Annotated in this window: 16 protein-coding genes; 9 read left to right on the top strand and 7 right to left on the bottom strand. The window is 71.9% G+C overall.

Features of this window, described 5'->3' with window-relative positions; translation table 11 throughout:
- Nucleotides 1-4: 4 nt before the first annotated feature.
- The 3 genes from Raf01_RS05320 to clpS all read right to left on the bottom strand — a co-directional run bounded on the left by Raf01_RS05320 (nt 5) and on the right by clpS (nt 1415).
- Entirely contained in the window at nt 5-496 is a 492-nt protein-coding gene (locus tag Raf01_RS05320; RefSeq protein ID WP_203916588.1) for a M67 family metallopeptidase, read from the bottom strand.
- A gap of 73 nt (nt 497-569) precedes the next feature.
- Nucleotides 570-1073: a DUF2017 domain-containing protein gene (locus tag Raf01_RS05315; RefSeq protein ID WP_203916657.1), complete on the bottom strand. Its 504-nt coding sequence runs from the start codon at nt 1071-1073 to the stop codon at nt 570-572.
- Between the two features lie 51 nt (nt 1074-1124).
- Nucleotides 1125-1415, bottom strand: a complete 291-nt coding sequence (gene clpS, locus Raf01_RS05310) for an ATP-dependent Clp protease adapter ClpS (RefSeq protein WP_203916587.1) — start codon at nt 1413-1415, stop codon at nt 1125-1127.
- A 100-nt stretch (nt 1416-1515) separates the two neighbouring features.
- On the opposite strand from clpS, the gene Raf01_RS05305 reads away from it, so the two are divergent.
- Together Raf01_RS05305 and Raf01_RS05300 are read left to right on the top strand one after the other, a co-directional pair.
- Nucleotides 1516-2757, top strand: a complete 1242-nt coding sequence (locus Raf01_RS05305) for a nicotinate phosphoribosyltransferase (RefSeq protein WP_373319475.1) — start codon at nt 1516-1518, stop codon at nt 2755-2757.
- Nucleotides 2758-2795: 38 nt separating this feature from the next.
- Nucleotides 2796-3503, top strand: coding sequence for an isochorismatase family protein (locus tag Raf01_RS05300; RefSeq protein ID WP_203916586.1), 708 nt, complete (start codon nt 2796-2798; stop codon nt 3501-3503).
- Nucleotides 3504-3604: 101 nt separating this feature from the next.
- On the opposite strand, the gene ctaD is transcribed toward Raf01_RS05300, so the two are convergent.
- Complete coding sequence (gene ctaD, locus Raf01_RS05295) at nt 3605-5338, bottom strand: aa3-type cytochrome oxidase subunit I (RefSeq protein ID WP_203916585.1); 1734 nt, start codon at nt 5336-5338, stop codon at nt 3605-3607.
- Nucleotides 5339-5655: 317 nt separating this feature from the next.
- Here ctaD and Raf01_RS05290 point away from each other — a divergent pair, with 317 nt between their 5' ends.
- Genes Raf01_RS05290 through Raf01_RS05280 form a run of 3 tightly spaced genes read left to right on the top strand, consistent with a single transcriptional unit; the run spans nt 5656 to nt 9768 of the window.
- Nucleotides 5656-8370 carry an FtsX-like permease family protein gene (locus Raf01_RS05290; protein WP_203916584.1) on the top strand — a complete coding sequence of 905 codons (2715 nt, stop codon included), beginning with the start codon at nt 5656-5658 and terminating at the stop codon, nt 8368-8370.
- Nucleotides 8357-9049, top strand: coding sequence for an ABC transporter ATP-binding protein (locus Raf01_RS05285; protein ID WP_203916583.1), 693 nt, complete (start codon nt 8357-8359; stop codon nt 9047-9049). The genes Raf01_RS05290 and Raf01_RS05285 overlap by 14 nt, the downstream gene beginning before the upstream one ends.
- On the top strand, nt 9046-9768 hold the full coding sequence (locus Raf01_RS05280; RefSeq protein WP_203916582.1) for an ABC transporter ATP-binding protein: 723 nt from the start codon (nt 9046-9048) through the stop codon (nt 9766-9768). The genes Raf01_RS05285 and Raf01_RS05280 overlap by 4 nt, the downstream gene beginning before the upstream one ends.
- 82 nt (nt 9769-9850) lie before the next feature.
- Here Raf01_RS05280 and Raf01_RS05275 read toward each other — a convergent pair whose 3' ends face one another.
- Both Raf01_RS05275 and Raf01_RS05270 read right to left on the bottom strand, forming a co-directional pair.
- A complete protein-coding gene (locus tag Raf01_RS05275; RefSeq protein WP_203916581.1) occupies nt 9851-10177 on the bottom strand; it encodes a hypothetical protein in 327 nt (108 codons plus the stop codon).
- Nucleotides 10178-10301: 124 nt separating this feature from the next.
- Nucleotides 10302-12926, bottom strand: coding sequence for an MGH1-like glycoside hydrolase domain-containing protein (locus tag Raf01_RS05270; RefSeq protein WP_203916580.1), 2625 nt, complete (start codon nt 12924-12926; stop codon nt 10302-10304).
- A 281-nt stretch (nt 12927-13207) separates the two neighbouring features.
- Between Raf01_RS05270 and Raf01_RS05265 the strand changes: the two genes are divergently transcribed.
- The 4 genes from Raf01_RS05265 to Raf01_RS05250 all read left to right on the top strand — a co-directional run bounded on the left by Raf01_RS05265 (nt 13208) and on the right by Raf01_RS05250 (nt 19231).
- Entirely contained in the window at nt 13208-15331 is a 2124-nt protein-coding gene (locus tag Raf01_RS05265) for a hypothetical protein (RefSeq protein WP_203916579.1), read from the top strand.
- Nucleotides 15332-15397: 66 nt separating this feature from the next.
- Nucleotides 15398-15799: a hypothetical protein gene (locus tag Raf01_RS05260; RefSeq protein WP_203916578.1), complete on the top strand. Its 402-nt coding sequence runs from the start codon at nt 15398-15400 to the stop codon at nt 15797-15799.
- Between the two features lie 30 nt (nt 15800-15829).
- Nucleotides 15830-17743, top strand: coding sequence for an amylo-alpha-1,6-glucosidase (locus tag Raf01_RS05255; RefSeq protein ID WP_239133386.1), 1914 nt, complete (start codon nt 15830-15832; stop codon nt 17741-17743).
- Between the two features lie 171 nt (nt 17744-17914).
- Entirely contained in the window at nt 17915-19231 is a 1317-nt protein-coding gene (locus Raf01_RS05250; RefSeq protein ID WP_239133385.1) for a glycosyltransferase family 4 protein, read from the top strand.
- 10 nt (nt 19232-19241) lie between these two features.
- On the opposite strand, the gene Raf01_RS05245 is transcribed toward Raf01_RS05250, so the two are convergent.
- Complete coding sequence (locus Raf01_RS05245; RefSeq protein WP_203916577.1) at nt 19242-19787, bottom strand: COG4315 family predicted lipoprotein; 546 nt, start codon at nt 19785-19787, stop codon at nt 19242-19244.
- Nucleotides 19788-19793 lie beyond the last annotated feature (6 nt).

The following is a 19793-nucleotide window of genomic DNA, read 5'->3' as shown; positions in this document are numbered from 1 at the left end:
CGGCTCAGTGGCCGGTGGAACACTCGTAGTCGACCGCGGCCGGGCTCTGCCCGAACATGTACGTGGTGACGGCGGTCGGGTCCACGCTGGCGTCGACAATCTGCACCGGCTCCTCGGTGACCGTCCCGTCGACGATCCGGAATGACCGGATCTCCTCGGTCGACGGGTCCCGGGTGGAGACCAGCAGATAGTGCGCCTTCGGCTCGCCCGCCAGCGAGGTGTCGGTGCGCGAGGGGTACGCCTCGGTCGCCGTGTGCGAGTGGTAGACCACCACGGGTTCCTCGTCCCGGTCGTCCATCTCCCGCCAGACCCGCAACTGCTCCATCGAGTCGAAGCGGTAGAACGTGGCGGAGCGCTCGGCGTTGTCCATCGGCACGTGCCTGACCGGGTTGTCGGATCCGATCGGACCCGCGACGATCCCGCACGCCTCATCGGGGTGATCCCGGCGGGCGTGCGCCACGATCGCATCGATGATGTCGCGCCCGATGGTCAGCACGGTTGCTAAGCCTACCTCGCGGTCGGAGGCCGACGGCGCGGAGGAGGCCGCCGGATGGGGGTCGCCGCCGTGGTCAGCGGCCGCTGGCGATGATCGCGTCGAGCAGCGACTCCTGGAGAACCCCCAGGTACTGGTACATCGTGAGCTGTCGTACCCGCGCCGAGGTCGGGTCGTGCATGACCGCGTCGTCCAGCTCCTCCAGCAGGTCGGTGTCGTCCCTCACATCCAGCCGGATGCCCAGCGCCAGCCGGACGTCGTTGAGCGCCCGCAGCCAAGCCTCGGCCGCCTCCTCGTCGAGGCGCACCACGGCACCGCCGGTGGCCGGCAGGGCGGCCAGGATGGCACCGGCCTGATCGATCTTCGCGGTCTTGAGGTCGCCCTCGGTGTACCGGCGGAACTCGGCGGCCTGGGTCGGATCGTCGCCGTACACGTCGGGAAACAGCCGCTCGACCACCGGGTCGTCCCGGTCGAAGCCGTCGGTCAGCAGGCCGATGACCTCGGTGGCCACCTGGCGCAGCACGGACACCTCGTCGGCCGCGAAGCGAGCCACGCAGGTGTCGGCGTGGCGGCGGAACATACTCACGCCGGATCCTCGCTCTCGTCGTGCCGTCTCACTGCTTGTCGACCCTCACTGCTTGTCGACGGTCGCCCACAGACCGTATGCGTGCAGGCGCGACGCGTCGTGCTCCATCCGTTCCCGGGCGCCGGACGACACGATCGCCTTGCCCTTGTGATGCACGTCCAGCATCAGTGCCTCGGCCCGGTCCTTGCTGTAGCCGAACAGCTTCTGGAACACCCAGGTCACGTATGACATCAGGTTGACCGGATCGTTCCAGACGATGGTGACCCACGGGCGGTCGGCGGCGGGTGCTTCTTCGATGTCCGGCGTCTCGATGGGCGCGACCTGCGGCGCGGTCATACCCCCCATCGTGCCACGCCCTCTGTCCGCGATGCCGGCATGCGACCGTACGCTAGTCGATGTGACCGCTGCCCTTCTCACCGACCACTACGAGCTGACCATGGTCGGCGCGGCTCTCAAGGACGGCACGGCGGACCGCCGGTGCGTGTTCGAGGTGTTCGCACGGCGGCTGCCCCCGGGCCGGCGCTACGGCGTCGTGGCGGGCACCGGCCGGCTCCTCGAACTGCTGCGCGAGTTCCGGTTCGACGAGGCTGACCTGCGGCATCTGCGCGAGGAGGGCATCGCCGACGAGGAGCTGATCGGCTGGCTGTCCCGGTACCAGTTCCGTGGCGAGATCTCCGGGTACCCCGAGGGTGAGCTGTTCTTCCCGGGCTCGCCGATCCTCACGGTCAGCGGCACGTTCGCCGAGTGCGTGGTGCTGGAGACCCTGATCTTGTCGGTGCTCAACCACGACTGCGCCGTCGCCGCCGCGGGTGCCCGGATGGTGACCGCCGCCCGGGGCCGGCCGCTGATCGAGATGGGCTCCAGGCGCACTCACGAGGAGGCGGCGGTGGCCGCTGCCCGCTCGGCGTACCTGGCCGGCTTCGCCTACACCTCCAACCTGGAGGCTGGCCGGCGCTACGGCATCCCCACCACGGGCACGGCCGCGCACGCGTTCACGCTGCTGCACGACGACGAACGGACCGCCTTCGCGTCCCAGGTGGCGGCGCTGGGCAAGGACACCACGCTGCTGGTCGACACGTACGACATCGCGGACGGCATCCGTACCGCGATCGCGGTCGCCGGGCCGGAGCTGCGCGCCGTCCGGATCGACTCCGGCGACCTGTCGGTCCTGGCCGCGCACTCCCGGCAGCTGCTCGACTCGCTCGGCGCGACAGAGACCAAGATCATAGTCTCGGGCGACCTGGACGAGTACGCGATCGCGTCGCTGGCGGCCGAGCCGGTGGACATCTACGGCGCGGGCACCGCGGTGGTCGTCGGCTCCGGCGCGCCGACCGCGAACCTGGTCTACAAGCTGGTCGAGGTCGACGGGCGCGCCGTGGTCAAGCGCTCCGAGCACAAGGCCACCGTGGGCGGTCGCAAGACGGCGGTACGGCGGCACAAGCCCACCGGTACGGCGACCGAGGAGGTCGTCGTGTCGCAGGGGCTTCCCGAGCGGCAGGCCGGCGACCAGCCGCTCCAGCGCGACTTCGTGACCGGCGGCGAGCAGGTCGACGACATCCCCGCCCTCACCCAGAGTCGGGAGAGGTTGCACGACGCGCTGATCTCCATACCCTGGGAGGGATTGAAGCTGTCCGCCGGCGATCCGGCCATCCCGGTCACCGTCGTCCCGGCTTCCTGACCCCGCCGGCCGGAGCCATCCCTGACCCGGAGCGTGCCATGCGTACATTGATCGTCGTTGACGTGCAGAACGACTTCTGCGAGGGCGGCTCGCTGGCGGTTGCCGGTGGCGCCGCGGTCGCGGCCGCGATCTCGGCGGCGCTGTCCGCCGACGCGGCAGTGGCCATCGATCCGGCGCTGGTCACCGACCCGGTGCCGGTCACCACCCCGGCGCCGGCCACCGACCCGGCACCCGCCACCGAACCGGTACCCGGGACGGCCGCCGGCGGGCCGCGGTGGGACCACGTCGTGGCCACCAAGGACTTTCACATCGACCCGGGCGCGCACTTCGGCGACCCGCCCGACTTCGTACTGACCTGGCCGGTGCACTGCGTGGTCGGCACGGCCGGTACCGAGCTGCACCCCAACCTGGACGCCACCCGGATCGAGGCGGTGTTCACCAAGGGCCAGCACGCGGCCGCGTACTCCGGCTTCGAGGGCCGCGCCGACGGCGTCGGGCTGGCCGACTGGCTGCGCGCCAACGATGTGTCCGCGGTGGACGTGGTGGGTATCGCGACGGACCACTGTGTCCGCGCGACCGCCCTGGACGCGGTCAGCGCCGGCTTCGACACCACCGTCCTGCTCGACCTGACCGCCGGTGTCGCGCCGGCCACCGTCGACGCCGCGCTGGAGGAGCTGCACGCCGCGGGCGTCCGCCTGACCGGTGCGGTCCCGGCGGCTCCACGGGAGCCCGAGCAGCGCGGGTAGCGCGCGGACCAGAACCCCGCACAGTTACGAACCGGCATATACGCAAACTGGCCGGCCCGTTATCCGGGCCGGCCAGTGAGGTTTCGGGGTCACCCCGTGGGTCAGTGGTCGCGGTAGCTCGCGCCGCTGTCCGCCTCGACCGTCAGCGGCTTGGCACCACCGGGCGGCGGCGCGATCGGGGAGGCCCCGGGCGCCAGGTGCGGGAACTTGAGGTCGAACGCCGGCCGCTCGGAACGGATCCGGGGCATCCGGTCGAAGTTGCGCAGCGGCGGCGGGCAGGAGGTCGCCCACTCCAGCGACATGCCGTACCCCCACGGGTCGTCGACCTCGACGATCTGGCCGGCCCGGTACGACTTCCACACGTTGTAGAGGAACGGAAGCGTGGAGGCGCCGAGGATGAACGCGCCGATCGAGGAGATCGTGTTGAGCGTGGTGAACCCGTCGCTGGCCAGGTAGTCGGCGTACCGGCGGGGCATGCCCATCGCGCCCAGCCAGTGCTGCACCAGGAACGTGGTGTGGAACCCGATCGTGGTCAGCCAGAAGTGCACCTTGCCCAACCGCTCGTCGAGCATCCGGCCAGTCATCTTCGGGAACCAGAAGTAGACGCCCGCGTAGACCGCGTACACGATCGTGCCGAACAGCACGTAGTGGAAGTGCGCGACGACGAAGTACGTGTCCGAGACGTGGAAGTCGATCGGCGGGCTGGCCAGCAGCACGCCGGACAGGCCACCGAACAGGAACGTGACCAGGAAGCCGATCGAGAACAGCATCGGCGTCTCGAAGCTCAGCTGGCCCTTCCACATGGTGCCGATCCAGTTGAAGAACTTGATGCCGGTGGGCACCGCGATCAGGAACGACAGGAACGAGAAGAACGGCAGCAGCACCTGGCCGGTGGCGAACATGTGGTGCGCCCACACGCTCATGGACAGCGCGGCGATGCCGATGGTCGCGGCGACCAGGCCCTTGTACCCGAAGATCGGCTTGCGGCTGAACACCGGGATGATCTCCGAGATGATGCCGAAGAACGGCAGCGCCACGATGTAGACCTCGGGGTGGCCGAAGAACCAGAACAGGTGTTGCCAGAGCATCGCGCCGCCGGTTTGCGCGTCATAGACGTGTGCGCCGAGTTCTCGGTCGGCCATCGCGGCGAGCAGCGCGGCGGCCAGGATCGGGAAGACCATGAGCACCAGCAGAGAGGTGACCATGATGTTCCAGGTGAAGATCGGCATCCGGAACATCGTCATGCCGGGGGCGCGCAGGGTCAGGATCGTGGTGATCATGTTGACCGCGCCGAGGATCGTGCCCAGACCGGAGATCACCAGGCCGATGAACCACATGTTCGCGCCGGCACCCGGCGAGTTCACGTCGTTGGCCAGCGGCTGGTACGCGAACCAGCCGAAGTCGGCCGCACCGCCCGGGGTCAGGAACCCGGCGATGGTCAGCGAACCTCCGAACAGGTACAGCCAGTACGCGAACGCGTTGAGCCGGGGGAACGACACGTCCGGCGCGCCGATCTGCAACGGCACGACGTAGTTCGCGAACGCGAACACGATCGGTGTCGCGAAGAACAGCAGCATGATCGTGCCGTGCATGGTGAACAGCTGGTTGTACTGCTCGGGCGACAGCAGCTGCAGGCCGGGGCGGGCCAGCTCGGCACGCATCAGCAGCGCGAGCAGACCGCCGATCAGGAAGAACGCGAACGACGTGACCAGGTACATCAGGCCGATCTGCTTGGCGTCGGTCGTACGCAGCAGCCGCGCGATCGCCGAACCCTTGGGCGGCTGATGGACGGGCCAGGGCCGCGTCACGATCGGCTTCGGTGCGACGGTGGTCACGTGGGGCCTCCTGCAGGCTGGTCACCGCGCGGCCGCGAGATGATCCGCGGCCGTACCTCGGACGCAGAATAGTCCCCGGGCCAGCGCGGTCGGGCCAAGGGGTGGCCAACCCGCTGGAAAGTCCACTGCGGACCGTGCCCGGTCACGATTCGCGACCGGTCAACACCGCTGCGCAGCCGTGTCACAAGCGGCCGGGAGGCGGTCTCATTTCCAACGCGGATGCAACCGCGCCATGCTTCCAGTCGTCTTGATCGCGCAGGGGTCGCTCCGGGCGGGCTGAGGGCAGGGGATATATGCGGATTTTCGGGGCATTACGGATGGCGCCCTGGTGGCGGGGACCGATCCTGCTCCTGCGCCGGGGCGGCGTCGTGATCGCGTTGATCGCGGCCGCACTCGTCGCGACCCTGCCCGCCGCGGCGGCCACCCCCTTCCTCTCCTCGTCACGCAGCGCCACGCTGCACCACCAGATCGCGGCCAGTTGCCCGTGGTCGCTGGGCGCCTCGGTGACCGGCACCCTCTACGGGGCCGGCGACGGGAGCGACCCATCCGACGACCCGGCGATGGAGAGCGCCAACCTGGCGGCCACCCGTACCGAACAGGCCAGCGCGGCGGCGCGCTCGATTCCGCTGGTCGGACCGGCCGAGACCACCCTGTTCACGCCCGTCCAGGGCCCCACCGAGGTGGCCGACAACCCGGTGTTCCCGATCAACCTGGTCGCCCGCTCCGGGGCCGAGGACCACCTCCAGGTGCTGGACGGGCCGCGCGGCACCGGAGCCTGGATCTCCGACGAGTACGCGAACTTCGTCCACCTCAAGGTCGGCGATCCGATCACCCTGTACGGCGCCAACAAGGGCACGTCCAGGCGGCTCCCCGACGGTCAGACGGAGGTGAGCTTCAGCACCGAGCGGTACTCCACCACCGTCCCCGTCGCGGCCGTCTACCGCGACCTGCGCGACCTGCCCGACGATCCGTGGTGGTGCGACCTGGAGTCGGTGTACGACGGGCCGCAGGGCAACGCCGCCACCCCGGTTGTGGTCTTTCTCGACCAGAAGACGTTCCTGACCGTCCAGCCGCGGCTGAACATGCCCGGGAAGCAGGTGATCACGTTCCCGCTCACTGACCCGAACCTGAACCAGGACCAGGCCCGGCGTACGGCCGCCGCGGTCGCCCGGTTCAACACGCTGTACGGGGCGAAGGACTCCCCGTTCGACGCGATCCAGAACCGGGTCGGCACCCCGAACTCCGGCGACATCCTGCTGGCCCAGTTCAGCGCCCGGGCCGATCTGGCGCGCCGGTCGATGCTGCCGGCCGTGGTGCCGGTGACCGCCGCCGGCGTACTGGTCGGCCTGCTGGTGGTGGCCGCCGCGGCGGTGTTCTGGGTACAGCGCCGGCGGCGGGAGCTGACCCTGCTGTCGGCGCACGGGGTCAGCGCGAAGGCGCTGGCGCTCAAGGCGGTCACCGAGTCGCTGCCCGCACTGGTCGTGGGTACGGTCGCCGGCTGGGGCGCGGCCTGGGGACTGGTCCGCTGGGTCGGGCCGGATCCGGTGCTGTCCCGCGAGGCGGCGCCGTGGGCCGCGGCGGGAGCCGTGGCCAGCCTGGTGGCCGCCGTACTGGCGGTGGCCGTCGTCGCCGGGGTGACCTGCCGGTCGCTGACCGACCAGGTGCGCTCGCGTCACCACCGGGTGCTCCGGGCCATCCCGTACGAGCTGCTGGTGCTCGCCGCCGCCGTACCGCTCTGGCGCGCGCTGGGTGGCCAGCAGGTGACCGGCGACGCGTCCAACGGCGTCGGTACCGCGATCCACGTGCCCGGTCGGCTGCTGATCGTCCCCATCATGGTGGTCGCCGGGCTCACCGTCCTGGCCGCCCGGCTGGCCGTGGGGTACCTGCGCAGCCGCGGCACGCGACGCCGGCCGGCCTCCCCGGCGGCGTTCCTGAGCTGGCGGCGCATCGGCCGGCAGGCGGTGATGACGGCCGTACTCGCCGGTGCCACCTCGGTCCCGATCGCGCTGGCCGTGTACGGCGCGACGGTCACCGGCTCGGTGCACACCACGGTCGCGGACGAGGCCCGGCTGCGGGTCGGCAGCGATGTGGTGATGACGCTGACCCACCGGGTTCCCATCCCCGCGTCGCTCGCGGACCAGGCGACCGAGGTACTGCGGCTGGACGGCTCGCAGATCGGCGGGGTGGAGACCGACCTGCTCGGCGTCGACCCGGCGAGCTTCGCCAGGGACGCCTACTGGGACTCCCGGCTCGACGGCGCCTCCCTGGATGACCTGATGGACCCGATCCGGTCCGGCGGCGGCAACCCGAGAACGGTGGTCGCCTCGGCGCAGACCCCGTCCGGCGCCCAGCAGGCGACCTGGAGCGGCGACAAGGTGCTGGGCGGCACCGTGAACATCGTCTCCACCCACGTGCTGCCGGCCCAGCGGACCGGGTACCCGGCGGCCCTCATCCCGAAGGCGGCACTAGGCGACGACACCCAGTACGCGGTCGTCCAGCTCTGGGTACGCGGCGACCCGGCCCAGATCCAGCGGGCGGCGAAGGCCGCGAACCTGCCGGTCAAGCAGATCCTGGTGGCGGAGGACCTGTACAGCAACTCGCTGTGGGAACCGCTCACCTACACCTTCGAGTACCTGACCGCGCTGTCCCTGCTGACCGGCGTGGTGACCCTGGTCGGCCTCCTGCTGTACCTGGAGTCCCGCACCCCCTGGCACCGCCGCTCGTACGTGATGCTGCGGCGGATGGGGCTGACCGCGCGCAGTCACCGCCGCGCGATCCTCGGCGAGCTGGCCCTGCCGCTTTCGGCCGGGCTGGTCGGCGGCATCGCGGTGGCCGCCGGGCTGACCGCCGCCCTGAGCCCCAACTACGACCTGAACCCCGACCAGCTGCCGGACACCGTCGTCGCTGTGCCGTACCTGCCGGTCGGACTGATCGCCGTCGCGGTGGTGGCGGTCGCCATCGGCGCCGGCGGCTATGCCCAGCGGCGGATCGGCCGGGCCAACCCCTCGGAGGTGCTGCGTGACGCCATCTGACCGGTCCCCGGCGGTGCGCTGCCGGGGCGTGCTGCGCACGTACCACCTGGACGGCTCGGAGGTCAGCGCGCTGCGCGGGGTCGACCTCGACCTCGCGCCGGGCACGTTCACCGCGCTGGTCGGACCGTCCGGCTCCGGCAAGTCCACGCTGCTGCGCCTGCTCGCCTGCGTCGACCGCCCGGACCGCGGGTCGATCCAGATCGACGGGGTCGAGGCGGCGTCGCTGTCCCGCCGGGGCCGCTTGCGGCTGCGCCGCCGGACGCTGGGCTTCATGTTCCAGGCGCCGGCCGACAACCTGCTGGACTACCTGACGGTACGGCAGCACCTGCGGCTCGCCGCGCAGCTGCGCGGGCTGCCCGCCGACATCGACCTGGAGGAGGACACGCTGGAGCGGCTGGGCCTGGCCGGCCGGGCCGAGCACCTGCCGCGCCAGCTGTCCGGTGGCGAGCAGCAACGGGTCGGGATCGCGTTCGCCGCGTTCGGCCCGCCCGCGCTGCTGCTGGCCGACGAGCCGACCGGGCAGCTCGACCACGGAGCGGTGGACGGCGTGCTCGACGCGTTCCTGGCGATGGCGGCTGCCGGGGTGGCGGTGGTCGCCGCGACGCACGACCCGGCGGTCGCCGGTCGGGCTCACCAGGTGGTACGCATGCGCGACGGCATCATCGAGGAGCATTCATGATCGAGGTCCGCAATCTGACCCGGCGGTTCCGGCGGGGCTCCGAGACGGTCACCGCGCTCGACGACGTCAGCCTGGACATCATCCCCGGCGAGCTGACCGTGGCCGCCGGGCCGTCCGGCTCCGGGAAGACCACGCTGCTGTCCATCATCGCCGGGTACGAGCGGGCTGACGCGGGCACGGCGACGACCGCGAACGGCGAGCCGACCGGCCAGCTCGGCTGGGTTGACCTCGGCTTCGTACCGCAGTCGCTGACCCTGCTCGACGAGCTGACCATCGCGGAGAACGTCGACCTGCCCGACCGGCTCAACCCCGGTACCCGCGGCGGGTCCGGCCAGTCCGGCTCGGCGGGTCTGGCGCCGGACGGCGACCCGGACCGACCGCCGGTCGTCCAGCTCATGGAACAGCTGGAGATCGGGCACCTCGCCGACCGGCTGCCGAGCCAGGTCTCCGGCGGCGAACAGCAGCGCGCCGCGATCGGGCGGGCGCTGCGGCTGGCCCCGGCCATCCTGATCGGCGACGAACCGACCGGCCACCAGGACCGCGGCCGGGTCGACCTGGTGCTGAACATCCTGCGCCAGCACGCGTACGCCGGCCACGTGGTACTGATCTCCAGCCACGACGAGGCGGTGATCTCGATCGCGGACCGGGTGATCACGCTGGCCGACGGCCGGCTCGTCGCCGACGAGCGCAGCCGGGCGGGCACGGTCCCCGGCCGCTGACGAAGGCAGCGGGACGGGCGCTGCCCTCGGCCGCTGACGAACGCGGCAGGGCTGGCACCGTCTCCCGGCCGATGGCCGACCGCTACCGGACCGGCGCGCTGGCTCCCAGGTTGAAACCGATCGCACCGGCCGCGACCGCGGCCAGGACCAGCAGCACGATGCCCCAGGCGATCAGCCGCTCCGGGGCGTCGAGCCGCCCGAACAGCGTCGCCCGCTTGGTCTCCACCATCGGGACGGGCTGCGTCGGCGCCGTGCCGAACAGGTCGGTGCCGGACGGCGTGGGCGCGGGTGCCGGCTGGGCGGCCTCGGCGGCGGGCTTCCACCAGGCCCGCAGGATGATGGTGACGGCACCGCCAAGTACCAGCAGTGTGCCGAGCACCGTCATAGCGCCGGCGATCCAGTTCCGCATGCTCGTCTCCTCCCCGGAGAGCAAAGGACGCGGTACAGGCTAACCGCTCGGCCGGCTGGTCGCGCCCCTCGCCGCCCCGCGCGCCGGAAGCACGGCGGCGGCACGGCGGCAGCACCGCGGCAACCTAGCGGCGGGTGCGCAGGATCAGGTTGGCCACCAGGGCGGTCCAGCCGGTCTGGTGCGAGGCGCCCAGGCCGGCGCCGGTGTCACCGTGGAAGTACTCGTAGAACGGCACCAGGTCGTGCCAGTCCGGGTCCTGCTGGAACTTCGGGACGTCGCCGAACACCGGCCGCCGGCCGTCCGGGTCGTCGAGGAACAGCTTGACCAGCCGCTGCGAGAGGTCGTCGGCGATGGCGCCGAGGGTGAGCTTGTGACCGGAGCCGGTCGGGTACTCCACCAGCAGGTCGTCGCCGTAGAACCGGTAGTACCGGCGCAGCGCCTCGATGAGCAGGAAGTTGACCGGGAACCAGACCGGCCCGCGCCAGTTGGAGTTGCCGCCGAACACGCCGGTCGTCGACTCCCCCGGCTCGTACCCGACGCCGAACTCGGTACCGCCCAGGCTCACCGTGTACGGCTCGTCCTTGTGCGCCTTGGACAGCGCACGCAGCCCGTACTCCGAGAGGAACTCCTTCTCGTCGAACATCCGGGACAGGATGCGCAGCAGGCGGTCCTGCCCGACCATCGACAGCAGCCGGTGTTGCTGGCCGTTGTTGATGCGCCGCCCGCCGACCACGTCGGCGTACTCGGGCTTGTTGGAAAGGAACCAGCGCAGCCGGCTGGTCAGCTCCGGCAGCCGGGCGAGGGCGATGGTGCTGATCGTCGCGGTGGCGGCGAGCGGCAGCAGGCCGACGACGGAACGCACCCGCAGCGGCACCGTCGCGCCACCGGTCTCGCGCAGCACGTCGTAGTAGAACGAGTCGTCCTCGTCCCACAGGCCGGCCTGCCGGGACGCCGCCGCTATGTACGCGAAGTGCTCGAAGAACTTCGGGGCCAGGTCGGCGTACGCCGGGTCCTTGTGCGCGAGGACCAGCGAGATCTCCAGCAGATTCAGCGCGTACGAGGCCATCCACGCGGTGCCGTCGCTCTGCTCGAGCGTGCCGTCCACCGGGAGGTGGCTCGACCGGTCGAACGGGCCGATGTTGTCCAGGCCGAGGAAGCCGCCCTCGAAGATGTTGTTGCCGGTGCTGTCCTTGCGGTTGACCCACCAGGTGAAGTTCATCAGCAGCTTGTGCAGGACACGCTTGAGGAAGCCGAAGTCCCCGGCGCCATCGATCTCGAACACCTTCAGCGCGGCCCACGCGTGCACCGGCGGGTTCACGTCGTCGAACGCCCACTCGTACGCGGGCAGTTGCCCGTTGGGGTGCATGTACCACTCCTGGAGGAGCAGCAGCAGTTGACTCTTGGCGTACCCGGGGTCGACATGCGCGATGGCCACGCAGTGGAAGGCCAGATCCCACGCCGCGTACCACGGGTACTCCCAGGTGTCCGGCATGGAGATGACTTCGCAGTTGGTCATGTGCGACCAGCGCGCGTTGCGCCCATGCTGGTGGCTTTCCGGCGGCGCCTCCGCGTACGGGTCGCCCTTCAGCCAGCGGGCCACGTCGTAGTGGTAGAACTGCTTGCTCCACATCAGGCCGGCGACCGCCTGGCGCAGTACCAGCGCCTCGTCCTTGCCCGCGCCGTCCGGGGTGAGCGCGGCGAAGAAGTCGTCGGCCTCGGCCAGCCGCGCGGCCATCACCTCGTCGAACCCGCCGGTCAGGTCGCATGCCGGGCCCTCGTCGACCGGGCCGTGCAGGGTCAGCCGCAGCCGCAGCTCCACCGACTCACCGGCCGGTACGGTGACCGTGTAGTGCAGCGCCCCCTTGGTGCCGACACCCTCCGGGTTGACGGTGTCCGCGCCGTGCACGACGTGGTCGTTGATGCCGTCCTTCGGGTACGGGGTGCGGTTGGGTAGGTTCCACAGCCGCTGCGCGTTGCTCTCGTTGTCACACAGCAGCGGGGTCGGGTCGCCGGCTCCGGTCAGCACCAGGCGGCCGAGTCGCTGGTGGTCGGCGACCAGCCGGGTGCCGTCGGCGGTGATGACCGGCGGCTCGCCCCGCCCGGGCAGTCCCCACATCCAGGTGTTGCGGAACCACATCGTGGGCAGCACGTGCAGGGTCTCTTCGTCCGGACCCCGGTTCGCGACGGTGATCCGGACGCACAGGTCGGTCGGGCCGGCCTTGGCGTAGTCGGCGGTGATCGCCCAGTACCGGTTCTCGTCGAAGACGCCGGTGTCGATCAGCTCGTACTCCGGCTGGTCCCGACCCCGTTCACGGTTGGCCTCGGCCAGCCCGGCGTACGGGAACTCGGCCTGCGGGTAGTGGTAGCGCCAGGTCATCCACGAGTGGGTGGGCGTGGAGTCCAGGTACCACCAGTACTCCTTCGGGTCTTCGCCGTGGTTGCCCTCCGGTCCGCCGAGGCCGAAGATGCGCTCCTTGAGGATCGGGTCGCGTCCGTTCCAGAACGCCAGCGCGAAGACGAACCGCTGCTGGTCGTCGCAGATTCCGGCGAGCCCGTCCTCGTTCCACCGGTAGACCCGGGAGCGGGCGTGGTCGTGCGGGAAGTAATCCCAGGCGGTGCCCCACTCGCTGTAGTCCTCACGGACGGTGCCCCAGGCGCGCTCCGCGACGTAGGGACCCCATTCCCGCCACGGCTGCCCGCCAGCGTCGGCCTGGCCCAGCCGCTTCCGCTCGGCACCCGCCCCGCTCATGCCTGCATACTCCTCGACCAGTGTTACGAACCGGCTAGCCGGCTGCCCCCGACAGCGGCTCCCGCCACACCCCGGCGACGCCCGGCTGATCACCGGGGCTACAGGTTATGTCGGAAACGTCGATATCGACCAATCGCGCTGTCCACGGGCTACGCCTGGTGACACGCCCACCACAAGCAGGAACCGTCGTACCATATGTGAGTATTCTCTGTCTTTCGCCCTAATTAGTCCTATCCTCACGAAATAGCCCTACTGCGATAGGACACGTGATGCCTGCTTCCTTGTCTCGACCCCTCCTGCCCCGACCTTCCCTGTCTCGGCCCTCCCTGCCCCGGCCGGCTGTTCGCCGGGGGCTCGGGTCTCTCGCCGTCCTCGGCCTGATCTTCACCGGCACCCTGGCCGCGGGGCCGGCGTCCGCCCGCCCCGCCATGTGGCCCGTCGCTCCGGTCCCTGCCGGCCCGGGCGCCGGCCAGGGCGCCCAGGCCCACACGCTGCAAGACGCCCGCCACGCGAACGGACGGCTCGGCGCTCAGCCCGACGCCGGGGTGGCCGGCGGCTTCACCGGCGTTCCCGACCTGTCCGGCCGTGCGGGCACCCTGGACCGGACCTTCGGCCAGCAGGGAGTCACGGTCACCCCGTTCGCCGGGCGGTCGGCGGCAGCCGCCGACGTGGCCCTGCTGCACGACGGGTCGATCATCGCGGCCGGCGGCCCACCGTCCGGCGACTCCGCGGACTTCCTGCTCGCCCGGTACAGCCGGGACGGTGTGCTGGACGGCAGGTTCGGCGACCACGGCCTGGTCGTGACGCCGTGGACGGCACCGAACGGCGGGCAAGGCGCCGCGGGCGTCGCGGTCGGCGGCAAGGACCAGATCGTCGCGGTCGGCACCGCCGGCCTCGGCCGGGGCAACGAGATCGGGTTCGCGGTCGCGCAGTACCGGCCGGACGGCTCGCTGGATCGCTCGTTCGGCACCGGAGGCCGGATCGTCACGCCGGTCGGCCCGGTCGGCGACGCCGGTGCCAGCGCGGTGCTGGTCCAGCCCGACGGGCGGATCGTGGTGGTCGGCGGAGCCAACGACGATCAGGGCAACGCGGACTTCGCCGCGGTCCGGTACCTGCCCGACGGGCGGCTCGACCCGACCTTCGGTACCGGCGGTGTCGCGCTCATCGTCCTCCCCGGCGGGGACGCCGCCGCCAGCTCCGTCGCGCTCCAGCGGGACGGGAAGGTCGTCATCGCCGGTACCGCCGTGACGAACGCCGGCCAGAACTTCGCCGCGGTACGGCTGACCCGCGGCGGGGTACCCGACTCCGGCTTCGGTACCAACGGCATCGTGCTCGCCCAGAACCACCCCGGACAGGACAAGGGCGGTGCCACGAGCGTGGCGATCGGTCCGGACGGTCAGATCGTGCTCGCCGGGCTCGGCGAGACGACGGCCGGAACCACGGCGTTCGGGCTCATGCGGTTCCTGACCGACGGCACTCCGGACGCGAGCTTCGGCGGAGGTACCGGCCAGGTGCTCACCGAGTTCGACGACCAGTCGATCGCGGAACGGGTCCTGGTACGCAGGAACGGCTCGATCGTGGCGGTCGGCATTGACGGCCTGACGACGTCAAAGTTCGCCCTCGCCGGCTACCTGCCCAACGGCGACACCGACCTGGCGTTCGGCGACGACCGGGGCCGCACCACGACGGCGTTCGGCACGAACTCGGCCGCGTTCGGCGCGGTGCTCGACGCGATCGGGAGGATCGTGGCGGTCGGCGGTACCGGCAGCCAGTCGGCGTCAAGCTTCGTGGTGGCCCGGTACCTCGGCCCGACCCCGCCGTCGAAGCTGGGCACCGAGCAGGCAGTGCCGGGTGAGGCTCCGGCCTCGCCCGAACCCGTACGGCCCAGCGTCGCGCCCTCGCAGTCCCCGGCCCCGAGCCAGTCGGCCGCACCCAGCCCGAGCCAGGCCGCCGCACCGAGCCCGAGTCAGTCGGCCGCACCCAGCCCGAGCCAGTCGGCCGAGCCCAGCGCCAGCCAGTCCGCCGACTCCGGCCGATCGGCCGGGCCGAGCCCGTCGGTCGCGCCCAGCGCGAGCCAGTCGCCCGACCACCGCTGGCCGTGGGACGACCACCGCCTGTCGCCCGCGCTGAGCCCGAGTGCGAGCGCGAGCGCAAGCCCGAGCGCGAGCGCAAGCCCGAGCCCGAGCGCAAGCCCGAGCCCGAGCGCAAGCCCGAGCGCGAGCGCAAGCCCGAGCCCGAGCGCAAGCCCGAGCGCGAGCACCAGCCCGAGCACGAACCCGTCGGACGGCGCGGCCCAGCCAGCCGCGCCGAGCGCGGGCCCGAGCACGAGCCCGTCGGATGACCAGAGCCAGTCGCCCGACCCGGGTTCGCGCCGGCAGCCCGGTCGCCTCTCCGACATCGGCTGAACGCACCGCCGCCACCGCGCCCCCTCCCGCCTCATCCATTAGGTTGAGGCGGGAGGGGAGGCTGCCATGGCGGAGTCCGGCAGAACAGGCGCCGCGAGCACCAGCGCGGTCGGAAGCAGTGCCGTCGAAGGCGATGTGGTCAGAGGCAATGCCGTCAGTGGCAACGCCGTCACGGGCAGCGCAGCCAAGGACACTGCCGTCAGAAGCATTGCCGTCAAGGGCACCGCGTCCAAAGGCACCGCGGCCAAAGGCACCGCGGTCGACGGCAGCGCCGGGAGAGGCCGCGCCGCCGACAGCATCACCGTCGTCCTGCGCGGCGCCGACACCGCCCGGGTCAGGATGCCCACCCAGGCGGAGCGGGACTCGCTCGGCCTCGACCCGGACGTCCCGGTCTGGGTGATCAGCCGGGCCGACGGCGGCACCGAGGTGTACCCCGGTGACTCGACTGTGGTCGCGCCGGCCGGATGACGGCGGGCACCGGATGACGGCGGGCACCGGGTGAGCGCGGACATCGTCCTGGGTACCCAGGTCTGCGGCCGGCTGGACGAGGGCGCCGGCCGGGAATGGCTGCTCGCCGATGGGCGCGGCGGGTACGCCATGGGTACCATCGCCGGCCTGCGCACCCGCCGGTACCACGGGCTGCTCGTGGTCGCCGGGGACAGGCCGGGCGACCGGCACGTCGGACTGGCCGCGCTCGACCCGGTCGTGGAGCTGCCGTCCGGCGCCCGGATCCGGCTCGGTACCCACGAGTGGGCCGGCGGCGCGGTCTCCCCCGCCGGGTACACCCGGCTCGAACGGTTCGACCTGACCGACGGCCTGCCGCGCTGGCGCTGGCGGATCGGCGACGTGGTACTCGAACGCGAGCTGGCCATGGCGCGCGGATCCGGGCAGCTCGGCGTGGTGCACCGGCTGTTGGCCGGCGGCCCGGTGCGGCTGTGCCTGGAGGCACTGTGCACGTGGCGGGACGCGCACGGCTCCCGGGACGCCGGAGGCGGGCCGCTGCCCGCGGAGCACAGCACCGGTGGGGTGACGATCGCCGGGGCGTACCGGCTGTCCGGGCCGGGCTGGCACCCGGGCGGCGAGTGGTACCGCGACGCGTACCTGCGTGAAGAGGCGGCCCGTGGCCTGCCGCCACAGGAGGACCTGTGGTACGCGGGCCAGTTCGTCACGGAGCTGTCCGCCGGCCAGGTGGCCGAGGTGACCGCGTGCGGGGATGCGACCGCGTCCGCGCCGGAACCGGCCACCGCCATCGTGGCCGGGGCGCGGGCCCGGGCGGCCCGACTCGTGGCGGGCGCGGCGGATCCGGTCGACGCCAGGCTCCGGTTGGCCGCCGACGCGTTCGTCATCGACGGGCCCGACGTGGTGGCCGGGTACCCGTGGTTCGGTTCCTGGTCCCGGGACACGATGATCTCGTACCGGGGGCTGTTCCTGGCGACCGGCCGGATCGAGGAGGGTCGGGCGCTCCTGCGCCGGTACGCCGGGACGCTGCGCGACGGGCTGCTGGCGAACACCGCCGACACCGGCCGGGTCGAGTACAACACCGTGGACGGCACGCTCTGGTTCGTGCACGCGGTGGACGAACACGTCCGGTACAGCGGCGACACCGACTTGGCCGCGGAACTGGTCCCGGCGCTGGACGGGATCCGGGACGCGCACGTCGCCGGTACCGGGCTGGGCATCCGCGCTGACCCGGCCGATGGGCTGCTCACCCAGGGCCGGACCGGGTACGCGCTGACCTGGATGGACGCCCGGGTGGACGGGCTCGGGGTGACCCCGCGCATCGGCAAGCCGGTCGAAGTCAACGCGCTGTGGGTCAACGCGCTGCGCGCGATGGTGGCGATGCGGGAACGGGTCGGCGCGAAGCCGGAGCCGACCCGGGAGGCGCAGGACCTGGCCAATGCCGCGTCGACGTCCTTCCTCGCCCGGTTCCCGGCTCCCACCGGCTGGCTGTACGACGTGGTGGACGGGCCGGCGGGCGACGACCCCTCGCTGCGGCCGAACCAGCTGATCGCGTACGCGCTGCGGCACGCCCCGTGCCACGGCCGGCGGCCACACCCGGCCCTGGACGCCGAGTTGCTCACCCCGCTGGGCCTGCGCACGCTGAGCCCGGGTGCCGGCGGCTACCTGGGCAGGCACCGAGGCGGCCCGGCCGAGCGGGACCGCGCGTACCACCAGGGGACGGTCTGGCCGTGGCTGCTGGGCCCGTACATCGACGCGCGACGGGCGGCCGGGCTGCCGGTCGACGGGCTGCTCGACGGGTTGGTCACGCACCTGGACGAGTACGGGCTCGGCTCGGTCAGCGAGACCGCGGACGGGGACGCCCCGCACGGCGCGACCGGCTGCCCGTTCCAGGCGTGGTCGGTGGCCGAACTGCTGCGCCTGCGCAGGTTCGGTGACCGCCGACACCATTGACGATCGGTGAACGGTGGGTCTTAACGCGGGCGAAATGCCGCCGTCTTCACCGGTACACCGGGGGTGGTGAGGATTGGCAGCGATCCCCCGTAACTGCGATCCGGCACCCGAATTCGGGTGTCTGCCGGCGCATGCGGGGAGCCGGGCGGGCGCGCGGAAAAGGAGGGGGCCATGGCACAGGTGAGCAGCGTCCGGGAGGAGGCGCCGGCGAGACACTCCCGGATCCTGATGCTGTCCTGGGAGTACCCGCCGGTGATGGTCGGCGGCCTCGGCCGGCACGTTCACGCACTGGCCACCGCCCTGGTCGCCGCGGGGCACCAGGTCACGGTGGTGACCCGGCACGCACCCGACGCGCCGCTGGAGGAGTTGCGCGAGGGCGTACGCGTGGTGCGCGCACCGGAGGATCCGCCGGCCTTCCCGCTGGCGACGGACACCCTCCTGGCCTGGACGATGGCGTTCAACCACTCGCTGACCCGTGCCGCGCTGCACGCGGTGGCGACCGAGACCTTCGACGTCATCCACGCGCACGACTGGCTGGTCACGCACACCGCTGTCACCATGCGCGACCACCTGGGCATCCCGCTGGTGGCGACGATCCACGCGACCGAGGCCGGCCGGCACCAGGGCTGGCTGCCGGAAGAGATGAACAAGACCATCCACACCGTCGAGTGGTGGCTGGGCCACGAGGCGAGCCGGATCATCGCGTGCTCGCAGTACATGCGCTGGGAGATCGGCCGGCTGCTGGACCTGCCGGAGGACCGGATCGAGGTCATCCCGAACGGAGTCGACGCGCCGATCTGGCGGGCGGAGCCGCGGGCGGTCGCCGCCGCCCGGGCACGGTTCGCCGCCGGCGGGCCGCTGATCGGCTTCGCCGGCCGGCTGGTGTACGAGAAGGGCGTCCAGCATCTGGTACACGCGCTGCCGGAGCTGAGCGACCGGCACCCGGGCCTACGGGTGGTCATCGCCGGGGACGGCCCACACAAGGGCGAGCTGGAGTCGGAGATTCACCGGTTGCGGTTGGGCGGCCAGGTCAACTTCGCCGGTTTCGTCGGCGACGACCTGCCGGCCACGTTCGCGGCGAGCGATGCCGTGGTGGTACCGAGCATCTACGAGCCGTTCGGCATGGTGGCCTTGGAGGCTGCCGCGGCCGGCGCCCCGCTGGCGGTCTCGAGCACCGGCGGGCTGGCCGAGATCGTGCAGCCCGGGGTGACCGGGGTGACCTTCCCGGCGAAGAACCCGAACGCGCTCGCCGCGGCGGTGACCTCACTGCTCGCCGACGGCCCGGCGGCGCGCCGGATGGCCCGGCAGGCGCGGGCGATGGTCCGCGCCCGCTACGGCTGGTCGGCGATCGCCGACCGGACCGTGGCGACGTACACGGACGTGGTCGCGAACACTCCGGAGAACCGGGCGCAGGCGCGGGCGAAGCTGGCCGCCGGCCGGCCACGGATCGTGGTACCGGAGGGCAACCTGCTGGCCCTGGACGCCTGACCCGGCCCGGTCAGTACCCGATGCCGCCTCCGGACCCGCTGGCCGTGGTCGTGATGGCGTTGCCGGACGGCGACACCACCCACCACAGTCCGCCGTTGTCGAGCCCCTGCCCGGCGGTGTCACCGGCGGCCTTGTCCGACGCGAAGTAGTACAGCGGGTGGCCGTGGTAGTCGACCTGGGACGTCCCGTCCGGCCGGGTCGACGTGGTCAGGTCGGAACCCGTGACGCCGGTGCCGGCCTGGGCCGTGCCGTTCGTGGTCAGCGGCGGCCAGAAGGCCGCGCACTGGCCGACGCAGGTGGATGTGCTCGTGGTGTCCGTGACGAACAGGTAGAGGGTGCGACCGGAGCCGTCGGTGAGATAGGTACCCAGCGGTCCGGTGTGAGTCATGACGACCGGAGTGCCGCCCGCGCCCGACGCGGCCTGGCTCGGTGCCGCACCCTGCGACCCGGCCGGCGACGCGCTTGTCGTGTTGCTCGAACAGGCGGCGACAAAGGCACCGGCGCCAGCCAGCAGCCCGAGCTGCCGCCATCGACGCGCGGAAAGATGCGTCTTCATATCGGT

This window comes from Rugosimonospora africana, from assembly GCF_016862975.1.
Taxonomy (GTDB): domain Bacteria; phylum Actinomycetota; class Actinomycetes; order Mycobacteriales; family Micromonosporaceae; genus Rugosimonospora; species Rugosimonospora africana.
Note: the sequence above shows the minus strand (reverse complement) of the source record. Positions and strands in the feature narration are given on the sequence as shown.